Origin of the sequence: Profundibacter amoris, assembly GCF_003544895.1 — a bacterium.
GTDB classification, from domain to species: Bacteria; Pseudomonadota; Alphaproteobacteria; order Rhodobacterales; family Rhodobacteraceae; genus Profundibacter; species Profundibacter amoris.
In genome coordinates, this window is sequence record NZ_CP032125.1 from 1,289,176 (window position 1) to 1,312,163 (window position 22,988).

General features: G+C 56.3%; 23 protein-coding genes and 1 pseudogene. 9 read left to right on the plus strand and 15 right to left on the minus strand.

All coding sequences use genetic code 11. The annotated features are described in order from the left end of the window. Nucleotides 1-110 precede the first annotated feature (110 nt). The gene (tyrS, locus tag BAR1_RS06455) at nucleotides 111-1,367 is read right to left on the minus strand and encodes a tyrosine--tRNA ligase (protein WP_118942262.1); all 1,257 of its coding nucleotides are present in this window, start codon (nucleotides 1,365-1,367) and stop codon (nucleotides 111-113) included. A 69-nt stretch (nucleotides 1,368-1,436) separates the two neighbouring features. Here tyrS and BAR1_RS06460 point away from each other — a divergent pair, with 69 nt between their 5' ends. Next, complete coding sequence (locus BAR1_RS06460) at nucleotides 1,437-2,543, plus strand: anhydro-N-acetylmuramic acid kinase (RefSeq protein WP_118942263.1); 1,107 nt, start codon at nucleotides 1,437-1,439, stop codon at nucleotides 2,541-2,543. A 9-nt stretch (nucleotides 2,544-2,552) separates the two neighbouring features. Here BAR1_RS06460 and BAR1_RS06465 read toward each other — a convergent pair whose 3' ends face one another. The 7 genes from BAR1_RS06465 to BAR1_RS06495 all read right to left on the minus strand — a co-directional run bounded on the left by BAR1_RS06465 (nucleotide 2,553) and on the right by BAR1_RS06495 (nucleotide 8,340). Next, entirely contained in the window at nucleotides 2,553-2,864 is a 312-nt protein-coding gene (locus BAR1_RS06465; protein ID WP_118942264.1) for a hypothetical protein, read from the minus strand. A gap of 139 nt (nucleotides 2,865-3,003) precedes the next feature. Beyond that, nucleotides 3,004-3,435: a cupin domain-containing protein gene (locus tag BAR1_RS06470; RefSeq protein ID WP_118942265.1), complete on the minus strand. Its 432-nt coding sequence runs from the start codon at nucleotides 3,433-3,435 to the stop codon at nucleotides 3,004-3,006. Between the two features lie 8 nt (nucleotides 3,436-3,443). Next, nucleotides 3,444-4,259 carry a DUF1353 domain-containing protein gene (locus tag BAR1_RS06475; RefSeq protein ID WP_118942266.1) on the minus strand — a complete coding sequence of 272 codons (816 nt, stop codon included), beginning with the start codon at nucleotides 4,257-4,259 and terminating at the stop codon, nucleotides 3,444-3,446. 158 nt (nucleotides 4,260-4,417) lie between these two features. Beyond that, the gene (gene eno / locus BAR1_RS06480; RefSeq protein WP_118942267.1) at nucleotides 4,418-5,692 is read right to left on the minus strand and encodes a phosphopyruvate hydratase; all 1,275 of its coding nucleotides are present in this window, start codon (nucleotides 5,690-5,692) and stop codon (nucleotides 4,418-4,420) included. A gap of 79 nt (nucleotides 5,693-5,771) precedes the next feature. Further along, complete coding sequence (locus BAR1_RS06485; protein ID WP_228408767.1) at nucleotides 5,772-6,650, minus strand: DMT family transporter; 879 nt, start codon at nucleotides 6,648-6,650, stop codon at nucleotides 5,772-5,774. Continuing rightward, a complete protein-coding gene (locus BAR1_RS06490; RefSeq protein ID WP_118942268.1) occupies nucleotides 6,647-7,057 on the minus strand; it encodes a Fur family transcriptional regulator in 411 nt (136 codons plus the stop codon). Before BAR1_RS06490 ends, BAR1_RS06485 begins: the two co-directional genes overlap by 4 nt. 350 nt (nucleotides 7,058-7,407) lie before the next feature. Next, nucleotides 7,408-8,340 carry a DUF533 domain-containing protein gene (locus BAR1_RS06495; RefSeq protein WP_118942269.1) on the minus strand — a complete coding sequence of 311 codons (933 nt, stop codon included), beginning with the start codon at nucleotides 8,338-8,340 and terminating at the stop codon, nucleotides 7,408-7,410. Between the two features lie 181 nt (nucleotides 8,341-8,521). On the opposite strand from BAR1_RS06495, the gene BAR1_RS06500 reads away from it, so the two are divergent. Continuing rightward, complete coding sequence (locus BAR1_RS06500) at nucleotides 8,522-8,860, plus strand: TusE/DsrC/DsvC family sulfur relay protein (RefSeq protein WP_118942270.1); 339 nt, start codon at nucleotides 8,522-8,524, stop codon at nucleotides 8,858-8,860. Nucleotides 8,861-8,971: 111 nt separating this feature from the next. Here the strand turns inward: BAR1_RS06500 and BAR1_RS06505 are convergent, their stop codons facing one another. After that, a complete protein-coding gene (locus BAR1_RS06505) occupies nucleotides 8,972-10,222 on the minus strand; it encodes a cation:proton antiporter (RefSeq protein ID WP_118942271.1) in 1,251 nt (416 codons plus the stop codon). A gap of 110 nt (nucleotides 10,223-10,332) precedes the next feature. On the opposite strand from BAR1_RS06505, the gene BAR1_RS06510 reads away from it, so the two are divergent. Next, nucleotides 10,333-11,235 (plus strand): DMT family transporter, encoded by a 903-nt coding sequence (locus BAR1_RS06510; RefSeq protein ID WP_118942272.1) that lies wholly within the window; start codon nucleotides 10,333-10,335, stop codon nucleotides 11,233-11,235. Here the strand turns inward: BAR1_RS06510 and BAR1_RS06515 are convergent. After that, nucleotides 11,232-11,918, minus strand: a complete 687-nt coding sequence (locus tag BAR1_RS06515) for an endonuclease/exonuclease/phosphatase family protein (protein ID WP_118944373.1) — start codon at nucleotides 11,916-11,918, stop codon at nucleotides 11,232-11,234. The two genes, BAR1_RS06510 and BAR1_RS06515, sit on opposite strands and share 4 nt — an antisense overlap. A 64-nt stretch (nucleotides 11,919-11,982) precedes the next feature. On the opposite strand from BAR1_RS06515, the gene BAR1_RS06520 reads away from it, so the two are divergent. After that, nucleotides 11,983-12,621, plus strand: a complete 639-nt coding sequence (locus BAR1_RS06520) for a hypothetical protein (protein WP_118942273.1) — start codon at nucleotides 11,983-11,985, stop codon at nucleotides 12,619-12,621. A gap of 23 nt (nucleotides 12,622-12,644) precedes the next feature. Further along, on the plus strand, nucleotides 12,645-13,664 hold the full coding sequence (locus BAR1_RS06525; protein WP_118942274.1) for a formylglycine-generating enzyme family protein: 1,020 nt from the start codon (nucleotides 12,645-12,647) through the stop codon (nucleotides 13,662-13,664). Nucleotides 13,665-13,976: 312 nt separating this feature from the next. On the opposite strand, the gene BAR1_RS06530 is transcribed toward BAR1_RS06525, so the two are convergent. Beyond that, a complete protein-coding gene (locus BAR1_RS06530; RefSeq protein ID WP_118942275.1) occupies nucleotides 13,977-15,413 on the minus strand; it encodes a protein adenylyltransferase SelO in 1,437 nt (478 codons plus the stop codon). A gap of 238 nt (nucleotides 15,414-15,651) precedes the next feature. On the opposite strand from BAR1_RS06530, the pseudogene katG reads away from it, so the two are divergent. Next, nucleotides 15,652-17,852, plus strand: a pseudogene (gene katG / locus BAR1_RS06535) (catalase/peroxidase HPI). A gap of 114 nt (nucleotides 17,853-17,966) precedes the next feature. Here the strand turns inward: katG and BAR1_RS06540 are convergent. The 3 genes from BAR1_RS06540 to BAR1_RS06550 form a co-directional block, all read right to left on the minus strand. After that, nucleotides 17,967-18,416, minus strand: coding sequence for a GNAT family N-acetyltransferase (locus BAR1_RS06540; RefSeq protein ID WP_118944374.1), 450 nt, complete (start codon nucleotides 18,414-18,416; stop codon nucleotides 17,967-17,969). Between the two features lie 192 nt (nucleotides 18,417-18,608). Beyond that, entirely contained in the window at nucleotides 18,609-19,187 is a 579-nt protein-coding gene (locus BAR1_RS06545) for a hypothetical protein (protein ID WP_118942276.1), read from the minus strand. Continuing rightward, on the minus strand, nucleotides 19,187-19,714 hold the full coding sequence (locus BAR1_RS06550; protein WP_118942277.1) for a hypothetical protein: 528 nt from the start codon (nucleotides 19,712-19,714) through the stop codon (nucleotides 19,187-19,189). Before BAR1_RS06550 ends, BAR1_RS06545 begins: the two co-directional genes overlap by 1 nt. A gap of 199 nt (nucleotides 19,715-19,913) precedes the next feature. On the opposite strand from BAR1_RS06550, the gene BAR1_RS06555 reads away from it, so the two are divergent. The 3 genes from BAR1_RS06555 to BAR1_RS06565 all read left to right on the plus strand — a co-directional run bounded on the left by BAR1_RS06555 (nucleotide 19,914) and on the right by BAR1_RS06565 (nucleotide 22,622). Further along, on the plus strand, nucleotides 19,914-20,876 hold the full coding sequence (locus BAR1_RS06555) for a TDT family transporter (RefSeq protein WP_228408769.1): 963 nt from the start codon (nucleotides 19,914-19,916) through the stop codon (nucleotides 20,874-20,876). A gap of 172 nt (nucleotides 20,877-21,048) precedes the next feature. Next, entirely contained in the window at nucleotides 21,049-21,711 is a 663-nt protein-coding gene (locus BAR1_RS06560) for a rhodanese-like domain-containing protein (protein WP_118942279.1), read from the plus strand. Nucleotides 21,712-21,947: 236 nt separating this feature from the next. Then, nucleotides 21,948-22,622 (plus strand): rhodanese-like domain-containing protein, encoded by a 675-nt coding sequence (locus BAR1_RS06565; protein WP_228408772.1) that lies wholly within the window; start codon nucleotides 21,948-21,950, stop codon nucleotides 22,620-22,622. A 61-nt stretch (nucleotides 22,623-22,683) separates the two neighbouring features. Here BAR1_RS06565 and BAR1_RS06570 read toward each other — a convergent pair whose 3' ends face one another. Further along, nucleotides 22,684-22,980, minus strand: coding sequence for a putative quinol monooxygenase (locus BAR1_RS06570; RefSeq protein WP_118942280.1), 297 nt, complete (start codon nucleotides 22,978-22,980; stop codon nucleotides 22,684-22,686). Nucleotides 22,981-22,988 lie beyond the last annotated feature (8 nt).

The following is a 22,988-nucleotide window of genomic DNA, read 5'->3' on the forward strand; positions in this document are numbered from 1 at the left end:
AGCAAGTAATGCAAGTGTATTATATGCCGGATACAGCTTGCGTGCAAAGGGCCAGCGGCATGTTGTCCGTCTTATTTACTTGACGTTGCGTAAATGCAATGCCCGTGTTTCTAACCGTCGGTCAAAGAAACCAACGCATGACGTTTCTTTCCTGCCGACAGTTTGACCGGTGTGGCCAGATCGGCAGTTGTGATCATATGGCCGGCGCTTGTGACCGGTTCGTCATTCATCTTGGCGCCGTTTTCATTGATCAGGCGTTTGGCGTCCTTGCCGGATTTGGCCAGACCGGATTTGACGAACAGTTGCACGATGGAAATGCCGTCGCCGATATCGTCCGCGCTTAGGGAAAGGGTGGGCAGGTCATCGCCCACGCCGCCTTTCTCGAACACTTCGCGCGCGGTGGCTTCGGCTGTTCTGGCGGCCTCGGCCCCATGGGCCAGTGTGGTGACCTCGTTGGCAAGGCGGATCTTGGCCGCGTTGATCTCGGCCCCTTCCAGTGCGCCAAGGCGGTCGCATTCCTCGACCGGCAGTTCGGTATACAGTTTCAGGAAGCGGCCGACATCGGCATCGGTGGTGTTGCGCCAGAATTGCCAGAATTCGTAAGGGGAGCGCATGTCGGCATTCAGCCAGACCGCGCCGTCCTGCGATTTGCCCATCTTCTTGCCGTCCGAGGTTTCCAGCAGCGGGGTGGTCAGGCCGAAAATCTGGTTGTCCAGCACGCGGCGGGTCAAATCAATCCCGTTGACAATATTGCCCCACTGGTCCGAGCCACCCATTTGCAGCAAACAGCCATAGCGGCGGTTCAACTCAAGGAAATCATAGGCTTGCAGGATCATATAGTTGAATTCAAGGAAGGACAGCGACTGTTCACGGTCCAGCCGCGATTTCACCGATTCAAACGCCAGCATCCGGTTGACCGAAAAATGCCGCCCGATGTCGCGCAGGAACGACAGGTAGTTCAGATCATCCAGCCATTCGGCGTTGTTGACCATTTTTGCGTCCGTCTCGCCATCGCCAAAAGCGACATAGCCGGAAAACACCTGTTTGATGCCGGCGATATTGGCGTTGATCTGATCCTCGGTCAGCAGGGGGCGTTCATCGGCGCGGAAAGACGGATCACCCACCTTGGTGGTGCCGCCGCCCATCAGAACGATCGGTTTGTGGCCGGTTTTCTGCAACCAGCGCAGCATCATGATCTGGATCAGGCTGCCCACATGCAGCGATTTGGCGGTGGCGTCAAAGCCGATATAGGCCGGCACCACGCCTGCGGTCAGGGCTTCGTCAAGCGCCTGGTAATCTGTGCAATCGGCGACAAAGCCGCGTTCCAGCATCACCCGCATAAACTCTGATTTGGCGTGGTAGGTCATGGTATCAAATATCCGTTCTCATGTGCGTTGCGCCCTGATATATCGGGGACAGCGGCGAAGGGAAAGAGGATGTTGAAAACAGGACCGGTCTGGGCGCTTGGGGCGATGTCGGGCACCTCGCTTGACGGGGTGGATGCGGCGATGCTGCTGACCGATGGCAAAGCGATTTTCGAGTTTGGCGAAACCGCCTATCAACCCTATTCGGACAAGGACCGGCAGGTGATTTCCGCAGCCTTTGGCAAATGGCCCGGGGACGCGGGTGTCGAGGCGGCAACCGAATTGGTCGAGGCCATACATGCCGAGGTTCTGTCCGGTTTCAAAAAGGCAGAACTGGTGGGGTTTCACGGCCAGACACTGGCGCATGATCCGGGTGGGCGTGGCACCCATCAGGCGGGCGACGGGCAGCGGCTGGCGGAATTGCTGAACAAACCGGTGGTCTGGGATTATCGCAGCAGCGATGTGGAGATGGGCGGGCAGGGCGCCCCGCTGGCACCGTTTTTCCATTTTGCCTGCGCCAAATGGATCAAGGCCGATGCGCCGCTGGTGTTTTTGAACCTTGGCGGTGTGGGCAATGTCACATGGGTGGACCCCTCGAAATCCGCGCCCGAGGAAGAGGGCGCGCTGCTGGCGTTTGACACTGGCCCCGCCAATGCGCCGATCAATGATCTGGTGGCACAGCGGTTGGGGCAGGACTGTGACCGCGACGGGCAGTTGGCGGCGCAGGGGGTGGTCGATATGGCGCTGGTGCGGGCGTTTTTGAAGCGGGGGTATTTCCATCAGGTTCCGCCGAAATCGCTGGACCGGAACAAATTTGGCGATCTGTTGCAACAGGTATCCGGCCATAGCGATGCCGATGCAGTGGCCACGCTGACCGCGATTGCCGCAGCCTCGGTGGGCAAGGGGATGGAACATTGCCCCGTGCCGCCAGAGCGGGTGCTGGTCTGTGGTGGCGGGCGGCACAATCGGGTGCTGATGGCGCTGCTGGCCGGGGTGTTGAAATGTCCGGTCTTGCCGGTCGAGGAGGTGGGGCTGGACGGTGATATGCTGGAGGCACAGGCCTTCGCCTATCTGGCGGTGCGGGTGATGCGGGGCCTACCGACTTCGGCGCCGATGACCACCGGTGTGGCGGCGGCGGTTGGTGGTGGCAAGGTCGGCAGACCGGGCAATATAACCTAGGGGGTAGACTTATAACCACCCTTTGTTCGGGGCACAGTGATATTGCATCCCGAATTCATACCATTCACGATTATGGAAGCGGTCATGGATGCGGCGCAGGCACACCTTGCCGCCGACATCGCGATCAGGCTGCCAGTCGGAATTGCGCACGTGCACTTTTATTCCATTCGTCAGGATGACGGTGTAATCATACCCCTGCATCCCGACCCGTTTATCCACTTCGATAGAGGTTATTTCGGCACCTTGGTAACCCAGATTTTCCGGTGATTGTAGATATTTCAAACCTTTGAATGCAACAAAACCCATCACGGCAAGCAACATTAGAACATCCCTGGAGGAAGGAAGGTTTCCAAGAAAATGAACTTTGAACCATATTTTAAATCCATTATTCATACCCATTATATGGGGTGTAATTGGGCAATTACAATAGGTTACGCGGATAATGTTCTGCTTTGCTGACCTATATAGGAATTTCGAACCCTGCGTCGACCATCTCGAACCCTTCGAACCTAAATGCGGGGGAAACGGTGCAGCCGACCAATGTATAGTCGCCGGTGCTGCGCGCGGCTTGCCAGTGGTGGGTGGGCACGATCAACTGCGGGGACTGGCCGTTCAGAACATCCGGTCCGAGGGTGAAATCGCGGGCAGGGCCGGCTTTGGTTTCGGCCATGCTGAGGGTTAATGGCGCACCCGCATAGAAGTGCCAGATTTCAACCGCGTCGATCCGGTGCCAGCGGCTGACTTCGCCGGCTTTCAGCAGGAACAGGATTGCGGTGCCGTCGGGGCGGGTGCCATCGGTGGCATCGGCGATCCATGTTTGCCGGTAATGTCCGCCCTCGGGGTGGGGGGACAGGTTTAGCTGCTGGATGATACGGTTTGCGGTTTGCTGCATTGGTTTGTCTAGTAATTGGCAGAGCTGGAATTGGCACTGGTCTGGTTGCTGTCCGCCGCCCCCTTGCTGACCTGTGCCAGCATGCCCAGTTCGCTTTTGCGAAGGTAGGTTTCCAGCCGTCTTAGCGACGGATTGGTTTTGTTAATGTACAGGATTGCTTCTTGCATCGCCTTGATCAGCATGTCTTCCGGTATCAGCTTGGGCAGCGGGGTGTTGGGGGGGCCGTTTGTGAGTGGTGCCGATAGAACCATCAGGCCGGGTACGGCCCGCACTTTGGGGGCTGTGCCGGGCATGTTCCAGCGGGGACCGGCCAGATAGACGGCCGCATACATGATTTTGGCCTTGGTTGCCGGTGTGCCGTCAACCCGCAAGGCATCGTAGAACATCCTGTGCACGTTTTGCCAGATATCCGAGTGATATTGCGGCAGGGTTTCATTACCGACCCCGCAATAGGCATCATGCAAGGTGGCGGCGTTGATGAATTCTTTGCTGCGCGGGGTGCCGATCAATTTGAAAAACATTTTCGGGATCGAGGCCCCATCGGTCAGCGTATTGCGCGGCGCGACCCATTTGTTTGGCCGTGCATCTACGAATTCGATTTCACGCGCGGTCCGGAAGAATGGCAAGGGCCGGTCCTTTAGCCGGATCGGTTTGGATTGCAGCACAACGGGTGCATTGATGTAATTGCACTTACCGGTGCTTTTGGTTTCGCAGGGGTTTGCAGGCAGCACCGGAACACGGGCATCCTTCATTGCCTGTGTTTCAGGGATCGGAACAACACATGCCGAGGTGAGCAGGGCAAGAACAAGCAGGGATTTATGCAATTGGAACTCCTGAAAATACCAGAGCGTAATGGAATCTATGCTGGATAGTGCCGCGAAACGGGTTTGCTTACAAGCGGAGCATTTCGCCAAACCGGCAGAATAGCGCCTGCCCCAAGGTGGGTAAGATGGGCGCAACCGTGGGTGGTTGCGCCAGAGTGTTATTTCAAAACCGAACGTCCGGCATATTTGGCGCTTTCGCCCAGCATCTCCTCGATGCGGATCAACTGGTTGTATTTCGCCAGCCGGTCCGAGCGCGATAGCGAACCGGTTTTGATCTGGCCGCAGTTGGTGGCAACCGCCAGATCGGCGATGGTGGCGTCTTCGGTTTCGCCGGAGCGGTGGCTCATCACGCAGGTCATGCCGGCACGGTGGGCCATTTCAACAGCTTCAAGAGTTTCCGACAAGGTGCCGATTTGATTGACTTTTACCAGAAGCGAGTTGGCTGCCTTTTTCTCGATACCCGTGGCGATACGCTCGGGATTGGTGACGAACAGATCGTCACCGACCAGCTGGATTTTGTCACCCAGTGCGGCGTTCAGGGCGACCCAGCCGTCCCAGTCATCCTCGCTCATGCCGTCCTCGATGCTGACGATCGGGTAATCAGCCACCAGCGCCTCGAGATAAGCGACGTTTTCGGCGGCGGTCAGGCTTTTGCCCTCGCCTTTCATTTCGTATTTGCCATCGACGTAATATTCACTGGCGGCGCAATCCAGGGCCAGATAGATGTCTTGGCCGGGTTTGTAGCCTGCCTTTTCAATCGCTTTCAGGATGAAATCCAGCGCGTCGCGGGTGGATGACAGGGCAGGGGCAAAGCCGCCCTCGTCGCCGATACCGGTGTTGAAACCGGCGGCTGACAGTTCTTTTTTCAGGGTGTGGAACACCTCGGCCCCCATGCGGATGGCGTCGCGGATGTTTTCGGCGGCCACCGGCATGATCATGAATTCCTGAATGTCGATCGGGTTGTCTGCGTGTTCGCCACCGTTGATGATGTTCATCATCGGCACCGGCAGAACGCGGGCCGCGGTGCCGCCGACATAGCGGAACAGCGGTTGCGCGGCATCATCGGCGGCGGCTTTGGCCACGGCCAGCGACACGCCCAGAATGGCGTTGGCGCCCAGACGCGATTTGTTCGGGGTGCCGTCCAGTTCAATCATCATCGCGTCGATGTTTTCCTGTTCGCTCGCGTCCATGCCGACCAGTTCCTCGGCGATTTCACCGTTGACCGAGGCAACCGCCCCCAGCACGCCCTTGCCGCCATAACGGCCGGCATCACCATCGCGTTTTTCCACCGCTTCATAGGCACCGGTCGAGGCCCCCGAAGGCACCGCCGCGCGGCCGATTGTGCCGTCTTCCAGAATAACATCCACTTCGACGGTCGGGTTGCCCCGGCTGTCCAGAATTTCGCGGGCGAAAATGTCGATGATGGTGTTCATTTCGGGGGTGTCCTTGCTGCTGTCGGTTTCGCGGTAGCTATAACAGCAAATGGGCGAAAGTAAACAGGGACTGATAGCGCTAACGGCACCGGTTTAACTGTCTTTCCCGCATGAATGTATAGATTCCGGCGACGATGGTGACGGTTGCGCCAAACAGGGTCCAGAAATCGGGGCGTTCGCCAAAGACGATGGCGCCGATAATCAGGGCAAAAATAATGCGCGAATAGCGGAACGGGGCCACGACCGACACATCGCCCAGCCGCATCGCCGCGGTGATCGCCCAGTAGCCTGCCACACCGACCAGCACAAAACCCGCCACTTGCCCCCAGTTCAGCAGGCTCATCGGCAGCGGGGTCTGGCCAAGCGCCATCAGGAACAGCCCCGCCGGCAGCAACATCGACATGCCATAGGTCGACACCCGCAGGGTGGGCATATCTTTTGGCACCATGCGGGTGGCCACATCGCGCATCGCCAGCGCAAACAGCCCCGCAACAGCCCACAGCATGTTGTAATCAAAGGTAATTCCACCGGGCCGCAGGATGATCAGCACGCCGGAAAATCCGATGATTATCGCCGTCCATCGCCGCCAGTGGACGGTTTCGCCAATAAACACCACCGCCATAAGGGTCACGGCCAGCGGGGTGGCCTGAATGATCGCCGAAGCCACGGACAGATCGATTTTTGACAAGGCCGTGACATAGCAAATGGTGCCGATGATTTCGCTAAGGTTGCGCAGCATCACCGGCCACAGCAGGAATTCCCGCGTGATCACCGCATGCCCCTGTGCGCGGGTCATCAGGGCAAAAATGCTGCCGCCCAACAGACCGGCCAGCGCCAGCAGTTGTCCGACCGGCAGATCCTGCGAGGCGGCCTTGATAAAGCTGTCGGTCAGGGTGAACCCCGCCATTGCCGCAATCATCAGGGCAATGCCGCGCAGGTTGGCTTTGGCGTGTGTCACTTCTTGATCGGCACGCCGTAGAGTTCCAGACGGTGCCCTTTCAGCCTGTAACCCAGTTTCTGGGCAATCTTTTCCTGCAGGGCTTCGATTTCGGGGTCGCAAAATTCGATCACCTGACCCGAGTTCATGTCGATCAGGTGGTCGTGATGCTCCCGATCCGCCGATTCATACCGCGCGCGGCCATCGCCGAATTCGTGTTTGTCCAGAATGCCCGCTTCCTCGAACAGTTTGACGGTGCGGTAAACCGTGGCGATGGAGATGCGCGGATCAATCGCGCTGGCGCGGGTATAGAGCGCCTCGACATCGGGGTGGTCATGGGCGTCTTCCAGCACATTGGCAATCACGCGGCGCTGTTCGGTCATGCGCAGCCCGCTGCGTTCGCATTTGGCGATGATGGTTTCTGGCATTGCAGTGGTCCTGATCGGGTTTTTGGCAAGGATAAGGGAAAACCTTGCAAGGCTCCAGCCCGATATTTTGTCGGGAAAACGGGTGCGTTTTTAATGTTCTTGATGTTGAAAATTATAATTAAAACAATGCAGTATCTGGTGAAAACAGATCCACTAAACCGGTTTAATGGTTTAATTATAGCGTGTCGCGCCTGATCGGTATCAAGCATTTATCCGGCAGGGCGAGGCAGCGCCTGCAACACAGGTGCGTTCGCCCGGCCGGATGAATTCGATTTGGCGCGACATGCTCTAAGTCAAAGAAAACCGCCCCGTGCAAGCCATGCGCGGGGCGGTGTTTCGGGTTTGCTGTTTTATCCGTAAATCGACGGCACGCCCAGTTGTGCGTGGATATGGTTCACGCCGCGTTTGTCCAGACCCAGTGCTGTGGCAAAATCATGCAGGTACTGCGCTTCGTTGCGGTTATCCAGATCAATGCCCATGATCGACATTGCATAAACCTGTGCTTCCATGCCGTTTGGCACCTGATCGGCCAACCCGTTTACATCAATCGGTGCCGCCAATTCCGCGTTGACGAAATCGCGTTCCTGCGGAGATATATCGCCCAGTTGGCCCAACAGTTTCTCGCGTTCGGAATCATCGATTTTGCCGTCCGATTTCGCCGCCTGGATCATCGCCTTCAGCATCAGACCTGCGGCGAATTCCTCCTCGGGGCTTGGCGCCTCGTCCGGTTCATCTCCGGCCAGCAGGGACTGGTTCAGCTTGTCACCAAACCCTTTTTGCTTGTTGGCGGATTTGTCTTTGCCGGTTGATTTTGCTTTGGGGGCTGCCGCTGCTGTCGCCGCTGCGCCGCCCATCAATCCACCCAGCAATCCGCCCAGATCACCACCGCCGCCTTTGGCCAGACCGCCCAGCAACCCGCCAAGGCCACCGCTTTGCCCGCCCATTCCGGCCAGCAGATCATTCAACCCGCCACTGGCATTGCCCCGGCTGGAGCGCACCCCGCCGTGGGGCTGGCTGGCGTCGCTCAGACCGTCCAGCAGACCGCCCAGACCACCGGCCGACGGCCCCGCCTGTTGCTGCCCGCCACCCAGAAGTGAACCAAGCATATCCTGCAACCCGCCCCCTGCTTGTGCCTGAGAGGCCCCGCCACCACCGGTCAAGGCATCCAGCAAACCACCGCCACTGCTTGCTTGGCTGGTGCGCCCTTTGCTTGCCATTGCGCCAACGCCTTTTGCGACGGCTACACCGAGGGCCACTTTGGCCAGTGTTTTCATAAGACTCATGGTATTCTCCCTGGTTACTGATACGTTTCACCCCCTTTATGACACAAAATTACCAAACCCTTTAGGGGAAATTTCCTGACGAAAGGTCAGCTTGGGGGCGTCAAATGCTTGATGGATGGCATACATTATGATAATTGAATGTAATCAAAACCAACCAGCGCGACGAAACAGGGAGTGCAAAATGTCATTTGAATTTGACGGCAAAACAATCGAAACCGACGACAACGGCTATCTGGTCAATCAGGAAGACTGGTCCGAGGACATGGGCAAACACATGGCCGAACTGGAAAATATCGAACTGACAGACCGCCACTGGGACGTGATGAATTACCTGCGCGAGGAATATTTCGACAATGGTCAGGTTCAGCCCAACACCCGCGCGATCATCAAGGCGATGTCGGCGGCCTGGGGTGAAAAGATCAAGCAGGGGGATTTGTATAAATTGTTCCCGTTGGATCCATCCAAACAGGGCGGTCGCATTGCCGGCCTTCCAGAAAGCCGGCGCAAGGGCGGGTATTGATTTTCGCGCTGTCCCGCACCTGATGCCTGTCCCGCACTTGATGCGGGACCTGCTACAAACGACAAACAAAACAGGCCCCGGATCATGTCCGGGGCTTTTTGATGTCTTGCCCTAAACCAACTCCGGTTCCCGCCCGACCTTTTTCGCAAGCGGTCCCACCGTCAACCCCTGCACGATGATCGAGAACATCACCAGAATATAGGTCGCCGCCAATATCAGCGGTTTCCACTCGCTGGCGGGCAGGGACAGGGCAAGCGCCACCGAAATACCGCCCTTCAACCCGCCCCATGTCATGATCGGGATCACCCCTTTGGAAAAGTCGCGGAACGGTTCCAGCATCAGGACCGGCACGACAACCGCCACCAGACGGCCAACCAGTGATAGCCCGATTGCCCCGACACCGGCGGTGATGGCGTCCGTGTTGAAGGCCACGGCGAACACCTCGAAGCCGATCATCAGGAACAGCACCGCATTCAGGATTTCGTCGATCAGTTTCCAGAAGGCATTGACGTATCTGCGGGTTTCCTCGCTCATGCCGTGTTTCATGCCGACATCGCCGATGAACAACCCCGCCACAACCGCCATGATCGGTGCGGACATATGCAGGTAAACTGCCAGCTCGTATCCGCCAAACGCCAGCCCCAGCGTGATCAGCACCTCCAGCGAATAGTCGTCAATCAGCCGCATCACCCGAAAGGTCAGCCAGCCCAGAACCCCGCCCAGGACCGCGCCGCCGATGGCCTCTTGTCCGAACAGTTTCAAGGCGCTTACCAGTCCTGATGCATGGGCCTCGCCACCTGTTGGAAACGCCATGCCCACCAGCACCAGAAACACCACATAGGCCACACCATCGTTGAACAGGCTTTCGCCCGCGATCTTGGTTTCCATCGATTTCTTCAGATTGGCCGACCGCAACACCCCCAGCACTGCCACCGGATCGGTCGGCGAAGCCAGCGCGCCAAACACCAGCGCCACGATCAACGGCATCCCTGTCAGCCAACTAAAGCCAACGCCAATGACGGCCGTCGACAGGCCCACGCCAACGGTGGCCATCAAGGCCACCAACACCCATTCGCGCCGAAGATCGCTCATCTTTACATGCAGTGCACCGGCAAACAGCAACAGACCCAACATACCTTCCAACAGCGAGGACGAGAACTCGATCTCCTCGACAATGCCGCGCACCTTGTCGGCCATGCCCCAATGCGGCAGGGCGTAATCCACCCCCATCACCGCCAAAGACGCCAGAAAAGCCACGATCAGGATGCCGATCGAAGGGGGCAGTTTCAGGAACAGATAGTTGAACGCGCCAAAGGCACCGGCCAGCACGATCAGTAGCGAAGCGATTTGCAGTAGTGTCATTCGGTCTGTCCCCAATTGCGTTTCATGGCTTCCTATCACACCCGCCATGCAAAATGGAACTTGCAAGATCGGCCCGACCGTGCGCTGTTGACGAAAAAGCCGGAGGCCTGATGCAACGCAAACCAAATATCGACATGTTCGGCGCGATTTCCCTGATCGGGTTTTCGGTGCTGCTGGGGTTTAATCAGGTGGTGATCAAAGTGGTAAACGGCGGCTTGCAACCGGTGTTCTTTGCCGGATTGCGCTCGCTCGGGGTGATTTTCTGCGTCTGGCTGTGGATCCGACTGCGCGGGCGCAAGCTGGATTTCAAACCGGGAACCATCGGCGCCGGTATCCTGATGGGCGTGGTTTTTGCATTCGAATTTATCTGCCTGTTCATGGCGCTGGATCTGACCAGCGTCACCCGCACCACGGTGATCTTTTACTCCATGCCCGTCTGGCTGGCGATTGCCGCGCATTTCCTGATGCCGGGGGAACGGATCACGCCGATCAAGGCGGCGGGGCTGTTGATGGCGTTTGCCGGTGTGTCCTGGGCCATCATTTCGCGCGGATCAGGTGGCGAAGGCAGCCTGACAGGCGATCTGTTCGCCTTGGGTGCGGCATTCGGCTGGGCGGGGATCACACTGGTTGCCCGCGCAACCCGCCTGTCCGAAGTGCGGGCGGAAATGCAGGTGTTCTGGCAGGTGCTGGTTTCGGCCCCGATCCTGCTGGCGGTGGCGCCGCTGTTCGGGCCGCTGGTGCGGGATCTGGAACCGGTCCACCTGTGGGGGCTGGGCTTCCAGATCGTGGTGGTGGTGTCGGCGGGGTTTATCTTCTGGCTGCGGCTGCTGTCGATCTATCCGGCGTCCTCGGTGGCCTCGTTCAGCTTTCTGACGCCGATTTTCGGGGTGTTTATGGGCTGGCTGTTGCTGGGCGAGACCCTCAGCCCCTCGCTGATCCTGTCGCTGGTTCTGGTGGCGGGGGGGATATTGCTGGTGAATAGACCGGTGCGCGCCCCACAAGCCGTGCCCTAATCCACCACCACATCCGCCCAGACCGGCAGGTGATCCGACGCCCGCCGTGACAGCGGTGTTTGCACCACGCCTGCGGTTTTCATATGCACGCCGCGATCAATCGCGAACCGGTCCAGCGCGGCCACGGGGCGGGCGGCGTGGAAGGACAGGCCGGGGGCGTGGATGGTGAACTGCTCTTTCAGCGGCTCCATCCCCTTAGCCGGTGACCATTCGTTGAAATCGCCGGTGATCACCGTGGGCCGCGCGGGGAGGGGGGCAAGGGCGGCCAGTATCGCCGTCATCTGTTCCAGCCGGTAACGCCGGATCAGCCCCAGATGCACCGCCACCAGTCGCAGCGGGCCAATATCGGCCACCACCGCACCGCGTGGCTCCAGCCCGGGCAGGGACAATCGCTGGATCGCGCCAACCTCCAGCCCTTCACGCACCAGCACCGCATTGCCGTGCCAACCCAGCGACACGCCGGTCTCGTCCAGCACCAGCGGCACAAAATCGCTATAGGCGCGCACCATATCGGCGGGCAGGGCGGCGGGGCGTTTTCCCAGACGGCGGTCGGCCTCTTGCAGGGCAACAATGTCGGCGCCGATGCTGTTGATCACCTCCAGACTGCGCGACGGGGTGCGCCGGCGGTCAAGGCCAACGCATTTGCGCAGATTATAGGAAGCGATGCGAAACTGCTGTGTCATACCCGCTATATAACCGGTTTTCACAATCATTGAAGCCAAGGGCTGCGCGACATATCATCAAGCTATGAAACTGGGCAAGCAAAGCTATGTCGTCTACCTGATCTGGGCCGTATTGGCGCTGGAATTTGTGGTCTCGATGTTTGAGGGGCGATATTCGCTGGCGTTCATCGCGTTGGCCACCCTGTCGCTGTCACTGGCTCCGATGATCTTTGCCGACCGCTTCCACATCCGCCTGCCGGTGCGCTTTTTCGCCGGGATTGTGTTGTTCATATTTGGCACCGTCTATCTGGGCGAGGCCTTTGATTTCTATGAGAAATACTGGTGGTGGGATGTGCTGCTGCATGGCGGCTCGGCACTGGGGTTCGGCTTGATCGGGTTTATCTTTGTGTTCATCCTGTTCGAGGGCGACCGCTATGCCGCCCCGCCCTGGGCGCTGTCCTTTATGGCCTTTGCAATTGCCGTCAGCATCGGTGTGATGTGGGAGATTTTCGAGTTCGCCATGGACCAGATATTCGGTCTGAACATGCAGAAATCCGGCTTGATTGATACCATGTGGGACCTGATCGTCGACGTGATCGGCGCTTTTATCGGGGCCTGGGCCGGTTACGGGTTTTTGCAGGGGCGTGACAAAAGCGGGCTGGCGGGGATGATCCGCGAGTTTGTGAGCAAGAACCGGCGGCTGTTTCGGCGGCGCAAGAGGTAGGGTTTGATATTTGTGAGGTTTAGATGAAGGCATTATTCTTAGCGATACTCATTACACCGCTATTTTCTTCTGGTGTTAGCGCTGAACCGCTGAAGGTTTTTCGCGACTGTGATGTGTGCCCGGAAATGGTCGAGTTGCCGCTCGGGGAATTTATGATGGGCGCGCCGGATGATGAATTCAGAGCCATTGCCTACTTTACTGGACAGGGCATGCAACGTGCCACCCCCGAAAATCCTTTTGTACCAGAGAATGAAGGCCCCCAACACAGAGTTGTTGTCGATATTCGCATCGCTATGGGAAAGAATGAGGTTACATTTGACGAGTGGATGGCATGCGTAAACGACGGCGGGTGTGGCGGGTATACTCCACCTGACACTATAGGCCCGAATGGCACGCTTGAGGGAATCAAGCGCGCACTGACTGACCCTCGATTCATCCATACGCCGTCGGAAATAGATATTGCTGCGGTTACGGGTAATCCCAAAAAGCTTCTCCTTAGTGGGCGATACCCCCTCAATAGAGTTTCCTATCTGGATGCAGTGGCCTACACGCAATGGCTCAACCAAAAGCTTGGCACTGACGCTTACAGGCTACCGACCGAGGCGGAATGGGAATATGCGGCACGGGCCGGGACAACAAGTCGGTTTGCGCAAGGCTTCGAGCCAAGACCTGAACAAGCAAATATTTCGGGAGAGTTTACAGAATTAGAACTTCAGCAGGAACGGCTCGACCTTCGGACGTTGGGCCATCCTGTGCCGGTTGACGAACTTGATGCAGCAAATCCGTGGGGACTACGGCATATGTCAGGGAATGTCGGTGAGATCACACTGTCCTGCTATCCGGCTGATACAAAACACCTTCCAGTGTGGGGGACAACGCGTGAGTGGTTAATACAAAGCGTCGATGATAGCTGTGATCGGGTGCGTCGAGGGGGTGCGTTTTCAAGAGGTATGTTCCGCGCGCGTGTCGCATGGCGCACGGGGATCGCGGAAACGCTTCGTCTCCAGTCATTCGGATTTCGGATTGTTAAAGAAATAGAGTGAGGTAGCAAAAACTATGGGACAGATTGGTGGTACTTGGTATTGGGCTCCGGGAGACAATGTATCATCTCTCAAAACGGGTTTGGGAGAGATTACATTAGAAGGGTTTTACGGAACCCCGCAAGACCGCCCAGGTCATAGTGGTGTTGCCAACTTACCCGGCTCGACCGGGTTTGGTATTTATTAGTATCACCGGAACTTCTGACCTTGACAGACTTGACATAGTTTCTAGCGGAACAATTTCAGACATTGCGTCCGCTCGGATCACATCGGCGGCCGGTGTTTGCGCCAGACGGAAAGGGGGCGAAAGTAGCTTCATGTCCCGCAAAATGTCTGCTGCACCTTTTCGTCCTCGGTCGGTGGTCGCCGCAAATCCGCATAGTCCGCCACATCCTCGTAGGGTTGCGCCAGTGCTGCCATCAGCCGTTCAAACGGGGCGTAATCGCCGGTCACGGCGGCCTGGATCATCTGTTCTATCCGGTGGTTGCGCGGGATCAGCGCAGGGGAGGTGGCGCGGATCAGGGCTTGTTGCTGCGCCCAATCCGTTCCCTCCTGCGCCAGACGGGCCTGCCAGCGTTTGTGCCAACCGTCATAGAGCGCCGGATCAAGGAACTGGTCGCGGGCGTTTCCATCCGCCAAAGCGCGGAAGGTATTGGTGAAATCGGCCTGCCCCTGCGCCATGCGGTCCAGCAGGTCAATCACCAGTTCATCATCCCCCGCCATAGCGCGTTTCAGGCCCAGTTTGGCGCGGTGTTCGGTGATCCAGAACGCCAGAAACTGGTCTCGGAACCCGTGCAGGGCCTCGGTGGCCTGTTTAACGGCGGCGGCCTCGTCCCCCATCAGCGGGATCAGGCTGGTGGCCAGTTGCGCTAGATTCCATACGATGATTTCTGGCTGCTGGTTGAAGGCATAGCGCCCCGCGCGGTCGATCGAGGAATAGACGCGGGCGGGGTGGTAGGTATCCATGAACGCACAAGGGCCGTAATCGATGGTGAGGCCGCCGATATGGGTGTTGTCGGTGTTCATCACCCCATGGATAAAGCCGATGCCCATCCAGCGGGCAATCAGACTGGCCTGCGCGGTGATCACCGCTTGCAGCAGGTCCATCGGGTTTTTTGCGTCGGGGTAGTGGCGCTTGATGGTGTAATCCGTCAGGGCTTGCAACGCTTCGGTGTCTTGCCGCGCTGCGAAATACTGGAAGGTGCCAACGCGGATGTGGCTGCTGGCAACGCGGGTCAATACGGCACCGGGCAGGGCGGTTTCGCGCATCACATCTTCGCCCGTGGTGACGGCCGCCAGCGCGCGGGTGGTGGGGATGTTCAGGACTGCCATGGCCTCGCTCACCACATATTCGCGCAGCACGGGGCCAAGCCACGCCCGCCCGTCGCCGCCCCGCGAAAACGGGGTGCGGCCCGAGCCCTTTAGCTGGATGTCCTGCCGTGTGCCATTTGCGTCCAGCACCTCGCCCAGCAGCATCGCGCGCCCGTCGCCCAGTTGCGGGGACCATCCGCCGAACTGATGGCCGGCATAGGCCTGTGCCAGCGGATCGGCCCCGTCAGGGATGGCGCTGCCCGACAGCACGGCCACACCGGCAGGCGCGCGCAATTCGCCCGCCTTTATCCCCAGTTCCCGCGCCAGAGTTTCGTTCAGCGCCACCAGTTTCGGGTTTGCCACAGGCGAGGGGCCGATGCGGGCGTAAAACTGATCCGGCAGTCGGGCGTAAGAGTTGTCAAAGGGGATGCTCAGGGGCATGTGGGGTCCTTGGGGCAAGGGGGCTGATCGCCCCCGTTCGCTGCCCCATGACTATAAGTTGGAACGACCCGCCGGTGCAACAGCGGGGATAGCCGCTTTAGACCATTAGAAAAATTAATGGTAACTATAGAAATATATAAATATTATTAATGGAAGGGGTTTGCTACCTTTCTACCGGATCAACAAAACCGGTTCATGGGGCCAGTTTTGATCAGCGAATAATCAACAGGAGGATCAAATGGACGGAAATGATATGGGTCAAATGGGGCGCTGCCCGGTTGCGCACGGGGCGACGAAAATAGGGGATAGATCAAACCGGGACTGGTGGCCGAACCAGTTGAACCTGAAGATTCTGCACCAGAACTCCGATGCTGGAAACCCGATGGCCAAGGATTTCAATTATGCAAAAGCGTTTGGTAAACTTGACCTGAAGGCGTTGAAAAAAGACATTTATGCGTTGATGAATGACAGTCAGGACTGGTGGCCAGCCGATTACGGGCATTACGGGCCGTTTTTATCCGCATGGCCTGGCACAGTGCGGGCACCTATCGAACGGGGGATGGCCGCGGTGGAGCGGGAACCGGAAACCAGCGGTTTGCCCCGGTCAACAGCTGGCCTGACAATGTAAGCCTTGATAAGGCCCGTCGGCTGCTTTGGCCCGTCAAACAGAAATATGGCAACAGCATTTCCTGGGCCGATCTGCTGATCCTTGCGGGCAATTGTGCGCTGGAATCGATGGGCTTCAAAACCTTCGGCTTTGCCGGTGGACGCGAGGACATCTGGGAGCCCGAAGAGGATATCTACTGGGGCGAAGAAACCGAATGGCTGGGCGACCAACGCTATACCGGCGAGCGCGAGCTGGACAACCCGCTGGCCGCAGTGCAGATGGGGTTGATCTATGTGAACCCCGAAGGGCCGAACGGGCAACCCAGCGTGTTGGCCTCGGGTCTGGACATCCGCGAAACATTCGCCCGTATGGCGATGGACGACGAGGAAACCGTGGCGCTGGTGGCTGGTGGCCATACCTTTGGTAAATGCCATGGGGCAGGGGATGCGGCACAAGTCGGCCCTGAACCCGAGGCGGCCCCGATTGAACAAATGGGGCTTGGCTGGAAAAGCGATTATGGCACTGGCCACGGCCCCGATACAATTTCAAGCGGCATTGAGGGGGCCTGGACGGCCAAGCCGACCACTTGGGACAATGGATACTTTGACCTGCTGTTCGGGTATGACTGGGATCTGGTCAAAAGCCATGCAGGTGCCTGGCAATGGGTGCCGGTTGGTGTGACCGAAGACGACAAAGCCCCGACTGTGGATGGCAAGGGGGCCAAAGTCACCACAATTATGACCACCGCCGATATGCAATGCGGATGGATCCGGTCTATGGGCCGATTTCCAGACGCTTTCATGAAAACCCCGCAGAATTCGCCGATGCTTTTGCTCGCGCGTGGTTTAAATTAACCCATCGCGATATGGGGCCGCGTGTCCGATATCTGGGGGACGAAGTACCGGACGAGGAGCTGATCTGGCAGGATCCGGTGCCCGCAGTTGATTATGATCTAGTAGACAATGATAATATCGCCGATCTGAAAGGTAAAATCCTGACTTCGGGTTTGACGGTTGCGGAACTGGTTTCCACTGCATGGGCGTCTGCCTCGACCTTCCGCGGGTCTGATATGCGGGGGGGGGGGCAACGGTGCGCGCATTCGTCTGGACCCACAGAAAGGGTGGCAGGTGAACAACCCCGAATAGCTGGCCAGAGTGCTGAAAGTGCTGGAGGGTCTTCAGGCAGATTTCAACACGTCAGAAAAGGGCGGCCAAAAGATTTCGTTGGCCGATCTGGTCGTGTTGGCGGGCAATGCAGCGATTGAACAGGCGGCAAAGGAGGGCGGGCATGATATTGACGTGCCTTTCACCCCGGGGCGCACGGATGCAACGCAGAAGCAGACCGATGTTGACTCGATGTCCGTGTTGGAACCCTTTGCGGACGGCTTTCGCAACTACCTGAAAAAGCCCTGCGCGATTTCGGCCGAGGAACTGCTGATCGACAAGGCGCAGTTGCTGAAGCTGAGCGCACCGGAAATGACGGTTCTGGTCGGGGGGATGCGCGTGCTGGGAGCAAATTATGATGGCAGTAAGCATGGGGTGTTCACGGATAACCCTGGCAGGCTTGGCAATGATTTCTTTGTCAATTTGCTGGATATGGACACCGAATGAGTGCCGGCCAAAGAGTCAACCGAGCTATTTAAAGGGCAGGACAGGGCCAGCGGCAAGGTGAAATGGACGGCCACCCGGGTTGACCTTGTGTTTGGCGCCAATTCACAGCTTCGCGCCTTGGCCGAGGTATACGCACAGGCTGATAACGAAGCCGCGTTTGTGCGGGATTTTGTTGCAGCCTGGACCAAGGTGATGAATGCGGATCGTTTCGATCTGGCCTGAGCCGGTGTCCTGAACAGGGGTGCGGCAGCCTTTCGGTTGTCGCTCCTTCGTTTTCTTTGAAAGAAAACGGCCGAAATCTTTCAAAGATTTCGGGGCTTATGTCGGGGCAAACCTCTAAAACCGCCGTGTCATCAGGCGATAGTCGTCGCGGGCCGTAAACCCCAGCCGCGAATACAGTCGTTTTGCCCCCTCGTTGTCGTGCATCACTTCCAGATGCAGCGCCTTGACGCCATAGTCGGCCAAGGCCGGCATCAGGGTGCGTAGCACCTCGCCACCCATGCCCCGCCCGCGCACGTTTTCGCGGATGTAGAATTCGTCGATATACCCGATGATCCCGCCCATTTCCACAGAATAGCCAAAGGACACCACGATATAACCCACCGGCCCGTTCTTTGGCCCGATCAGATAGGCAGCGCCATGCGGTATACCCTCGAGCAGCGGGGTCAGGGCCGCTGTGCGGTCCTCATCGGTCTGGGCTATCCCCTCTTGTGCGTGAAAGGCGGCGACAAGGGATTGCAAGCGGGGCAGATCATCCGCTTTGGCCAGATGCAGGGCGGCGCTCATCGTTGGCCCCACAGGGGGGAAGGGTGGTTCATAATCAACATGCATCCTTATTTGACGAGTTTCCCGGTCGGATAAAACCCGGCCTTCGAAAATTCCACGATCGGGCTTGCCGTGACCCGTATCAGATTAACGTCAAAAGAAAAACCTGCCCCTGCAGCCACTGGTCATAAAACCGCTTAGAAAAACGGCGTGTCAGTCGTCCCCGAATATACGCTGGTTTTCAAGGAAGAATTTCGGGAATTTCCCACTGTAGTGGCCCTGAACCCTGACACGTTCGCTTCCTTGAACCGGCTTATAGGTATCCCAGTTCAGGCGGGTCAAATCTGCTGTGATGTCAAAGCTGATTTTGCCGTTGTTGCGGAAAACAAGGTTATCAACGCGGATACTTTTGCGGTTGTCATAGGGGTAGGTCGCTAGCGGCGTATCCCAGGTCTGGTCAACCAGAATGACGCGCACAGGGATCAGGTTGCCGGTTTTCGGGTCAAGGTCAAATTCCACCGAGAAAACCGGCGGCTTCCCTTCGCTATATTCTTTCAACCCCGCAGTGGCCTGAACGGTATAGCTTGTGACAGTGCCACCTGCCATTGCTTCACCAAAAGTGAAGTACAGGTCGCTGTATTCGTCGGCTTCGGATGTGACCGAGGTTAGGGTCACAGGGGTGCCATTCACACTCAACTCGTATTTGCCGATGCTTTCGTAACCCTTTGGAAAATCGGATGCCCATGCGGGGAAGGCCAGTAGGGCTGTGACTAACGCTATTGCCTTTTGCATCAGTTGCCCTCCCGTTCGCTGGCCGGAATTGTGCCGCTAAAGCTGCCTTCGATATGGGCCCCCTTGGCGCCTGCAACCGGTTGTTCGCTCTGGGTTTCAACCCGCTCCAGATCGGCCGAAAAATCAAAGCTGATGGTGCCATCATCACCAATCAGCAGGTTTTCCATCCGGTGTTGACCGTTCGGGCCATCGGACGTCAGCATGGTATCGTATGATTCATCAAATACTTGAACAAACATAAGGTCCAACGGGCCGCCGGTAACACCGCCTTGCAGTGACATGCTGATGATCGGCAGGCCATATTCGTCGTCTTTATCCCCCGCAGATCCGTCAATAAGCAGCAATTTAACCCCGCCAGGGGACATAGCGCGAATGCCGCTGTAATCGTTTTCTTTGTCGAAGACGCTGACAAACTCGATGTTGTTGCCATTCAGTTCGACAGTAAATTTCCCAATCTCGTCGTAATTGTCTTTGCAAGCGCCTAGGGCAAGAACCGAGGCTGCCAAAAGGGCTGGAATGAAACGCATAATAAAAGTCCTTTGGTTGTAAATGTGATCGAAGGCTAGCAGGCGCGGGGCAGGGTGGCGATACTGGAATTCCTGACCTTGGCGCCATGAGGTCAAAGAAAGGGGAGGGCGGCAAAGCACCTAAAAGCTTGATCGAAACAGCGATTTCCACTTAGGGTGAAAACATTACGCGTGAAATATGCAGCTGACTGGAGATCAAATGCTATTAGAAACACCCCTATGGCGGCAAACACCGCCTGCCGCTTTTCCTGTTTGTCTCGGGTTTATGTCCCTTGCTCTGGGCTGGACCAATGCATCCCATGTAATGCCAGAGATTTCCGAAGATATCGGTCATTTACTACTGGCGGCATCAACGGGTTATTTCATCTGGTTCTTTGTGTTTTATCTGCGAAAGTTTATGTCGCGCCCGAAAGTTGTGCTGGAAGATATGGGATCGGCACCGGCCCGGGCCGGAATTGCGGCAATGGCAATGTCGATGATGTTGCTGGCGGCGGCGCTGTTGCCATTTGGTATTTCGGTGCCTCTGGTCTGGTGGACAGGTGTTATCCTGCAGATCATTGCAAGTGTGGTCGTATTGCATGCCATTTGGGACGAGCCGCCTGAAAAGCGCCATTTCTCGACCTTTCAGTATCTGACCTTCGTTGGCCCTGTGGTGGGTCCGCTGGCCGGTGTTCAGCTGGGCTATGTCTGGGAGAGCGAGTTGCTGATCGATGCAGCCCTTGTGGCCTATGTGATTGTGACTGCGGGCATCATACTGACAATCCGCCGCGATCCCGTTCCGGATAAACTGCGCCCCTCGGTAATGATCTTTCTCGCGCCCTTGTGCCTGTTTGCACTGGGGTACGGTGTTTTGGGGTACGATACGGCATTTACCGTATTCTACTGGGCTGGCAGCATTGTCGCCTTTGGTTTGATATTCCTTTTGCCCTGGATGACGCGCGGTGGTTATACGCCTGTATGGGGTGCCTTTACCTTTCCGATTGCGGCGTTCCTGAATGTGCAGGTTATGGCCGTTGCCAAAGGGCACGGTATCTGGGCAGAAGTCGGGGTATATGCAGGGCTTGTCATCGGCACGCCTGTGGTTCTCTATATGGTTTACCGAACTGTAATGGAGTGGGTCACCGGGGATCTGTCCAGAAAATCCGGGGCGGCAACAGCCTGACTGGCATTAATAAAATTACTGAAAGAAAACAAAAGCCTATCCTTTTGGATAGGTTTTTGCATTCATCATGAAAACCGCACATTTCCTCCGCAATCGTGACAGCTTTGCACCATTCTAGGGCAGAGTGAATATTGGAAACGCGAATTGTGAACTAGTATAAGGAAATGTAATTATGAGTGGTTTTTTTGCGGGTCGCACGCTTGCTGTTAAATTATCGACAGCGGTTATGGCAACATTGTTTTGTGGCACATTGCAGGCCACTGCCCAGGATGTTGGCATCACAAAAGACACAATGGAAGTCGAGTATACATTCAATGGCCAAACATATGTCATCAGTCGCAATCAGGATCAGAATAACCGTATTCCAGACCGGTTCGCCCTGACTTCGCGCCCATGCCCCAGTCATTGTCTTCAACCGATGTCTATTCAAAAGGATGTTGAGACAGTAAGCGAATTGGAACTGCTGCAATTCTTGCAAGATTATGTCAGCACGGGCAAAGGTTTCTTGATAGATTCCCGTGGCACCAAGGACTTCGAGAAGGGCACGATCCCCGGGGCTGTCAATCTTCCATCGGATGTTTTTCTACCGGAACCGAACAACGTATTTTTTGATTCAGTAATGACAATGCTAAGTGGCGAAAAATCGGATTCTGGCGAATGGGTTTTTAATAATCCAAAAGACCTTATGCTGTTTTGCAATGGTAAAACCTGTTCGCGTTCCCCCAAAGCGATCCAGAACCTTTTGGCAATTAATTACCCACCGGAAAAGCTCCATTGGTACCGTGGCGGATTGCAAGATTGGACCGGTTTGGGGTTGTCGGTCGAATATCATTAACAGACCCATTAGATTGCTGTCAAAAATGGCATTCCAAGCAGTTTATTCTGCTTTGGATGTCTGACAGAAGTCTATAATAAATGATTAAAAACAGTTTGTTAGATGTATTTCTGGTATGATTTCGCATTGTCTTAAAATGTTCATAATTCCTCCGCAATCATGACCGGATTATTCGGTTATTAGGCGCAGCGAACGATTAAATCGTAATATGTGAATAGGTAAAGGAAATGCAAATAATGAAAAATATATTGGCGGGCCATAAATTGGCAACAAAACTTTCAACAGCTGTCATCGCGACATTGTTTTGCGGTGCATTGCAGGTAACGGCCCAGGAAGTGCGCATCACAGCAGACATCATGGATGTAGAATATACATTCAACGGCAATACATATGTCATCAGCCGGAACCAGGATCCAAATCACCGGATTCCGGATGACTATGCGAAAACCTCGCGCAGCTGTCCGAAATTTTGTGTGCAGCCTATGAAGGTGCATGAAGGGGTTAATACGGTTGGCGAACTGGAGCTTTTGTCCTTCCTTCAGGAATATGTCAGTACCGGCAAAGGTTTTCTGATCGATTCCCGCACAAGCGACTGGCATGACAAGGGCACCATTCCGGGTGCTGTGAACCTGCCGTTCAACGTATTCGTTCCCAGCGAGGAAAATGTATTCTTTGATTCCGTGATGGTCATGCTGGGCGGGAAACAGTCCGAATTTGGCGAATGGGAATTTACCGATCCAAAAGAATTGATGCTGTTTTGCAATGGCCCTTGGTGTGGGCAGTCCCCGACCGCCATCCGCAACCTGCTTGCCATCAACTACCCACCTGAAAAGCTGCATTACTACCGTGGTGGTATGCAGAATTGGTACGGTATGGGGTTTTCGGTCGAGGTTCCGAACTCTGGTTCCTGAACAGAAACCTAACCGAGCAGAAGCATGATGTTGATCGCTTTCTGCTCGGTTTTATTTTGGATTAAAGCGTTAGCAGGTAACACCCCGTGGGTTGCCTTGTCAGCATTTTCTCGATTTCGGCCCATTGACCGGTCTCTTGCATACGCAATACATGATCTTGATGCAGGGCTTTTGAATCCCACGTTTCAAACAATGTGAATTTGTTGTTTTCAGGGCCATCGTGCCTGAAAATATTGACGTTCTGGCATCCCGCAACTTTTGGCAACTCGATTTTAACCGAGCCAAGCATGTCTTCAAAACTGGAAATGCTGTTTTGATTAACCTCGAAGGTTATTAGGAACTGGCATTTATCTGGCATTGGTATAT

What these genes read in the sequence shown, in the direction of transcription:
- BAR1_RS06540 (WP_118944374.1), bottom strand. Translation starts at nt 18,416, where the DNA reads ATGAGCGCCGCCCTGCATCTGGCCAAAGCGGATGATCTGCCCCGCTTG.
- BAR1_RS06495 (WP_118942269.1), bottom strand. Translation starts at nt 8,340, where the DNA reads ATGAGTCTTATGAAAACACTGGCCAAAGTGGCCCTCGGTGTAGCCGTC.
- BAR1_RS06515 (WP_118944373.1), bottom strand. Translation starts at nt 11,918, where the DNA reads ATGACACAGCAGTTTCGCATCGCTTCCTATAATCTGCGCAAATGCGTT.
- BAR1_RS06465 (WP_118942264.1), bottom strand. Translation starts at nt 2,864, where the DNA reads ATGTTGCTTGCCGTGATGGGTTTTGTTGCATTCAAAGGTTTGAAATAT.
- BAR1_RS06530 (WP_118942275.1), bottom strand. Translation starts at nt 15,413, where the DNA reads ATGCCCCTGAGCATCCCCTTTGACAACTCTTACGCCCGACTGCCGGAT.
- BAR1_RS06550 (WP_118942277.1), bottom strand. Translation starts at nt 19,714, where the DNA reads ATGCGTTTCATTCCAGCCCTTTTGGCAGCCTCGGTTCTTGCCCTAGGC.
- BAR1_RS06560 (WP_118942279.1), top strand. Translation starts at nt 21,049, where the DNA reads ATGAGTGGTTTTTTTGCGGGTCGCACGCTTGCTGTTAAATTATCGACA.
- eno (WP_118942267.1), bottom strand. Translation starts at nt 5,692, where the DNA reads ATGAACACCATCATCGACATTTTCGCCCGCGAAATTCTGGACAGCCGG.
- BAR1_RS06500 (WP_118942270.1), top strand. Translation starts at nt 8,522, where the DNA reads ATGTCATTTGAATTTGACGGCAAAACAATCGAAACCGACGACAACGGC.
- BAR1_RS06510 (WP_118942272.1), top strand. Translation starts at nt 10,333, where the DNA reads ATGCAACGCAAACCAAATATCGACATGTTCGGCGCGATTTCCCTGATC.
- BAR1_RS06460 (WP_118942263.1), top strand. Translation starts at nt 1,437, where the DNA reads ATGTTGAAAACAGGACCGGTCTGGGCGCTTGGGGCGATGTCGGGCACC.
- BAR1_RS06470 (WP_118942265.1), bottom strand. Translation starts at nt 3,435, where the DNA reads ATGCAGCAAACCGCAAACCGTATCATCCAGCAGCTAAACCTGTCCCCC.
- BAR1_RS06490 (WP_118942268.1), bottom strand. Translation starts at nt 7,057, where the DNA reads ATGCCAGAAACCATCATCGCCAAATGCGAACGCAGCGGGCTGCGCATG.
- BAR1_RS06520 (WP_118942273.1), top strand. Translation starts at nt 11,983, where the DNA reads ATGAAACTGGGCAAGCAAAGCTATGTCGTCTACCTGATCTGGGCCGTA.
- BAR1_RS06525 (WP_118942274.1), top strand. Translation starts at nt 12,645, where the DNA reads ATGAAGGCATTATTCTTAGCGATACTCATTACACCGCTATTTTCTTCT.
- BAR1_RS06565 (WP_228408772.1), top strand. Translation starts at nt 21,948, where the DNA reads ATGAAAAATATATTGGCGGGCCATAAATTGGCAACAAAACTTTCAACA.
- tyrS (WP_118942262.1), bottom strand. Translation starts at nt 1,367, where the DNA reads ATGACCTACCACGCCAAATCAGAGTTTATGCGGGTGATGCTGGAACGC.
- BAR1_RS06545 (WP_118942276.1), bottom strand. Translation starts at nt 19,187, where the DNA reads ATGCAAAAGGCAATAGCGTTAGTCACAGCCCTACTGGCCTTCCCCGCA.
- BAR1_RS06505 (WP_118942271.1), bottom strand. Translation starts at nt 10,222, where the DNA reads ATGACACTACTGCAAATCGCTTCGCTACTGATCGTGCTGGCCGGTGCC.
- BAR1_RS06555 (WP_228408769.1), top strand. Translation starts at nt 19,914, where the DNA reads ATGCTATTAGAAACACCCCTATGGCGGCAAACACCGCCTGCCGCTTTT.
- BAR1_RS06570 (WP_118942280.1), bottom strand. Translation starts at nt 22,980, where the DNA reads ATGCCAGATAAATGCCAGTTCCTAATAACCTTCGAGGTTAATCAAAAC.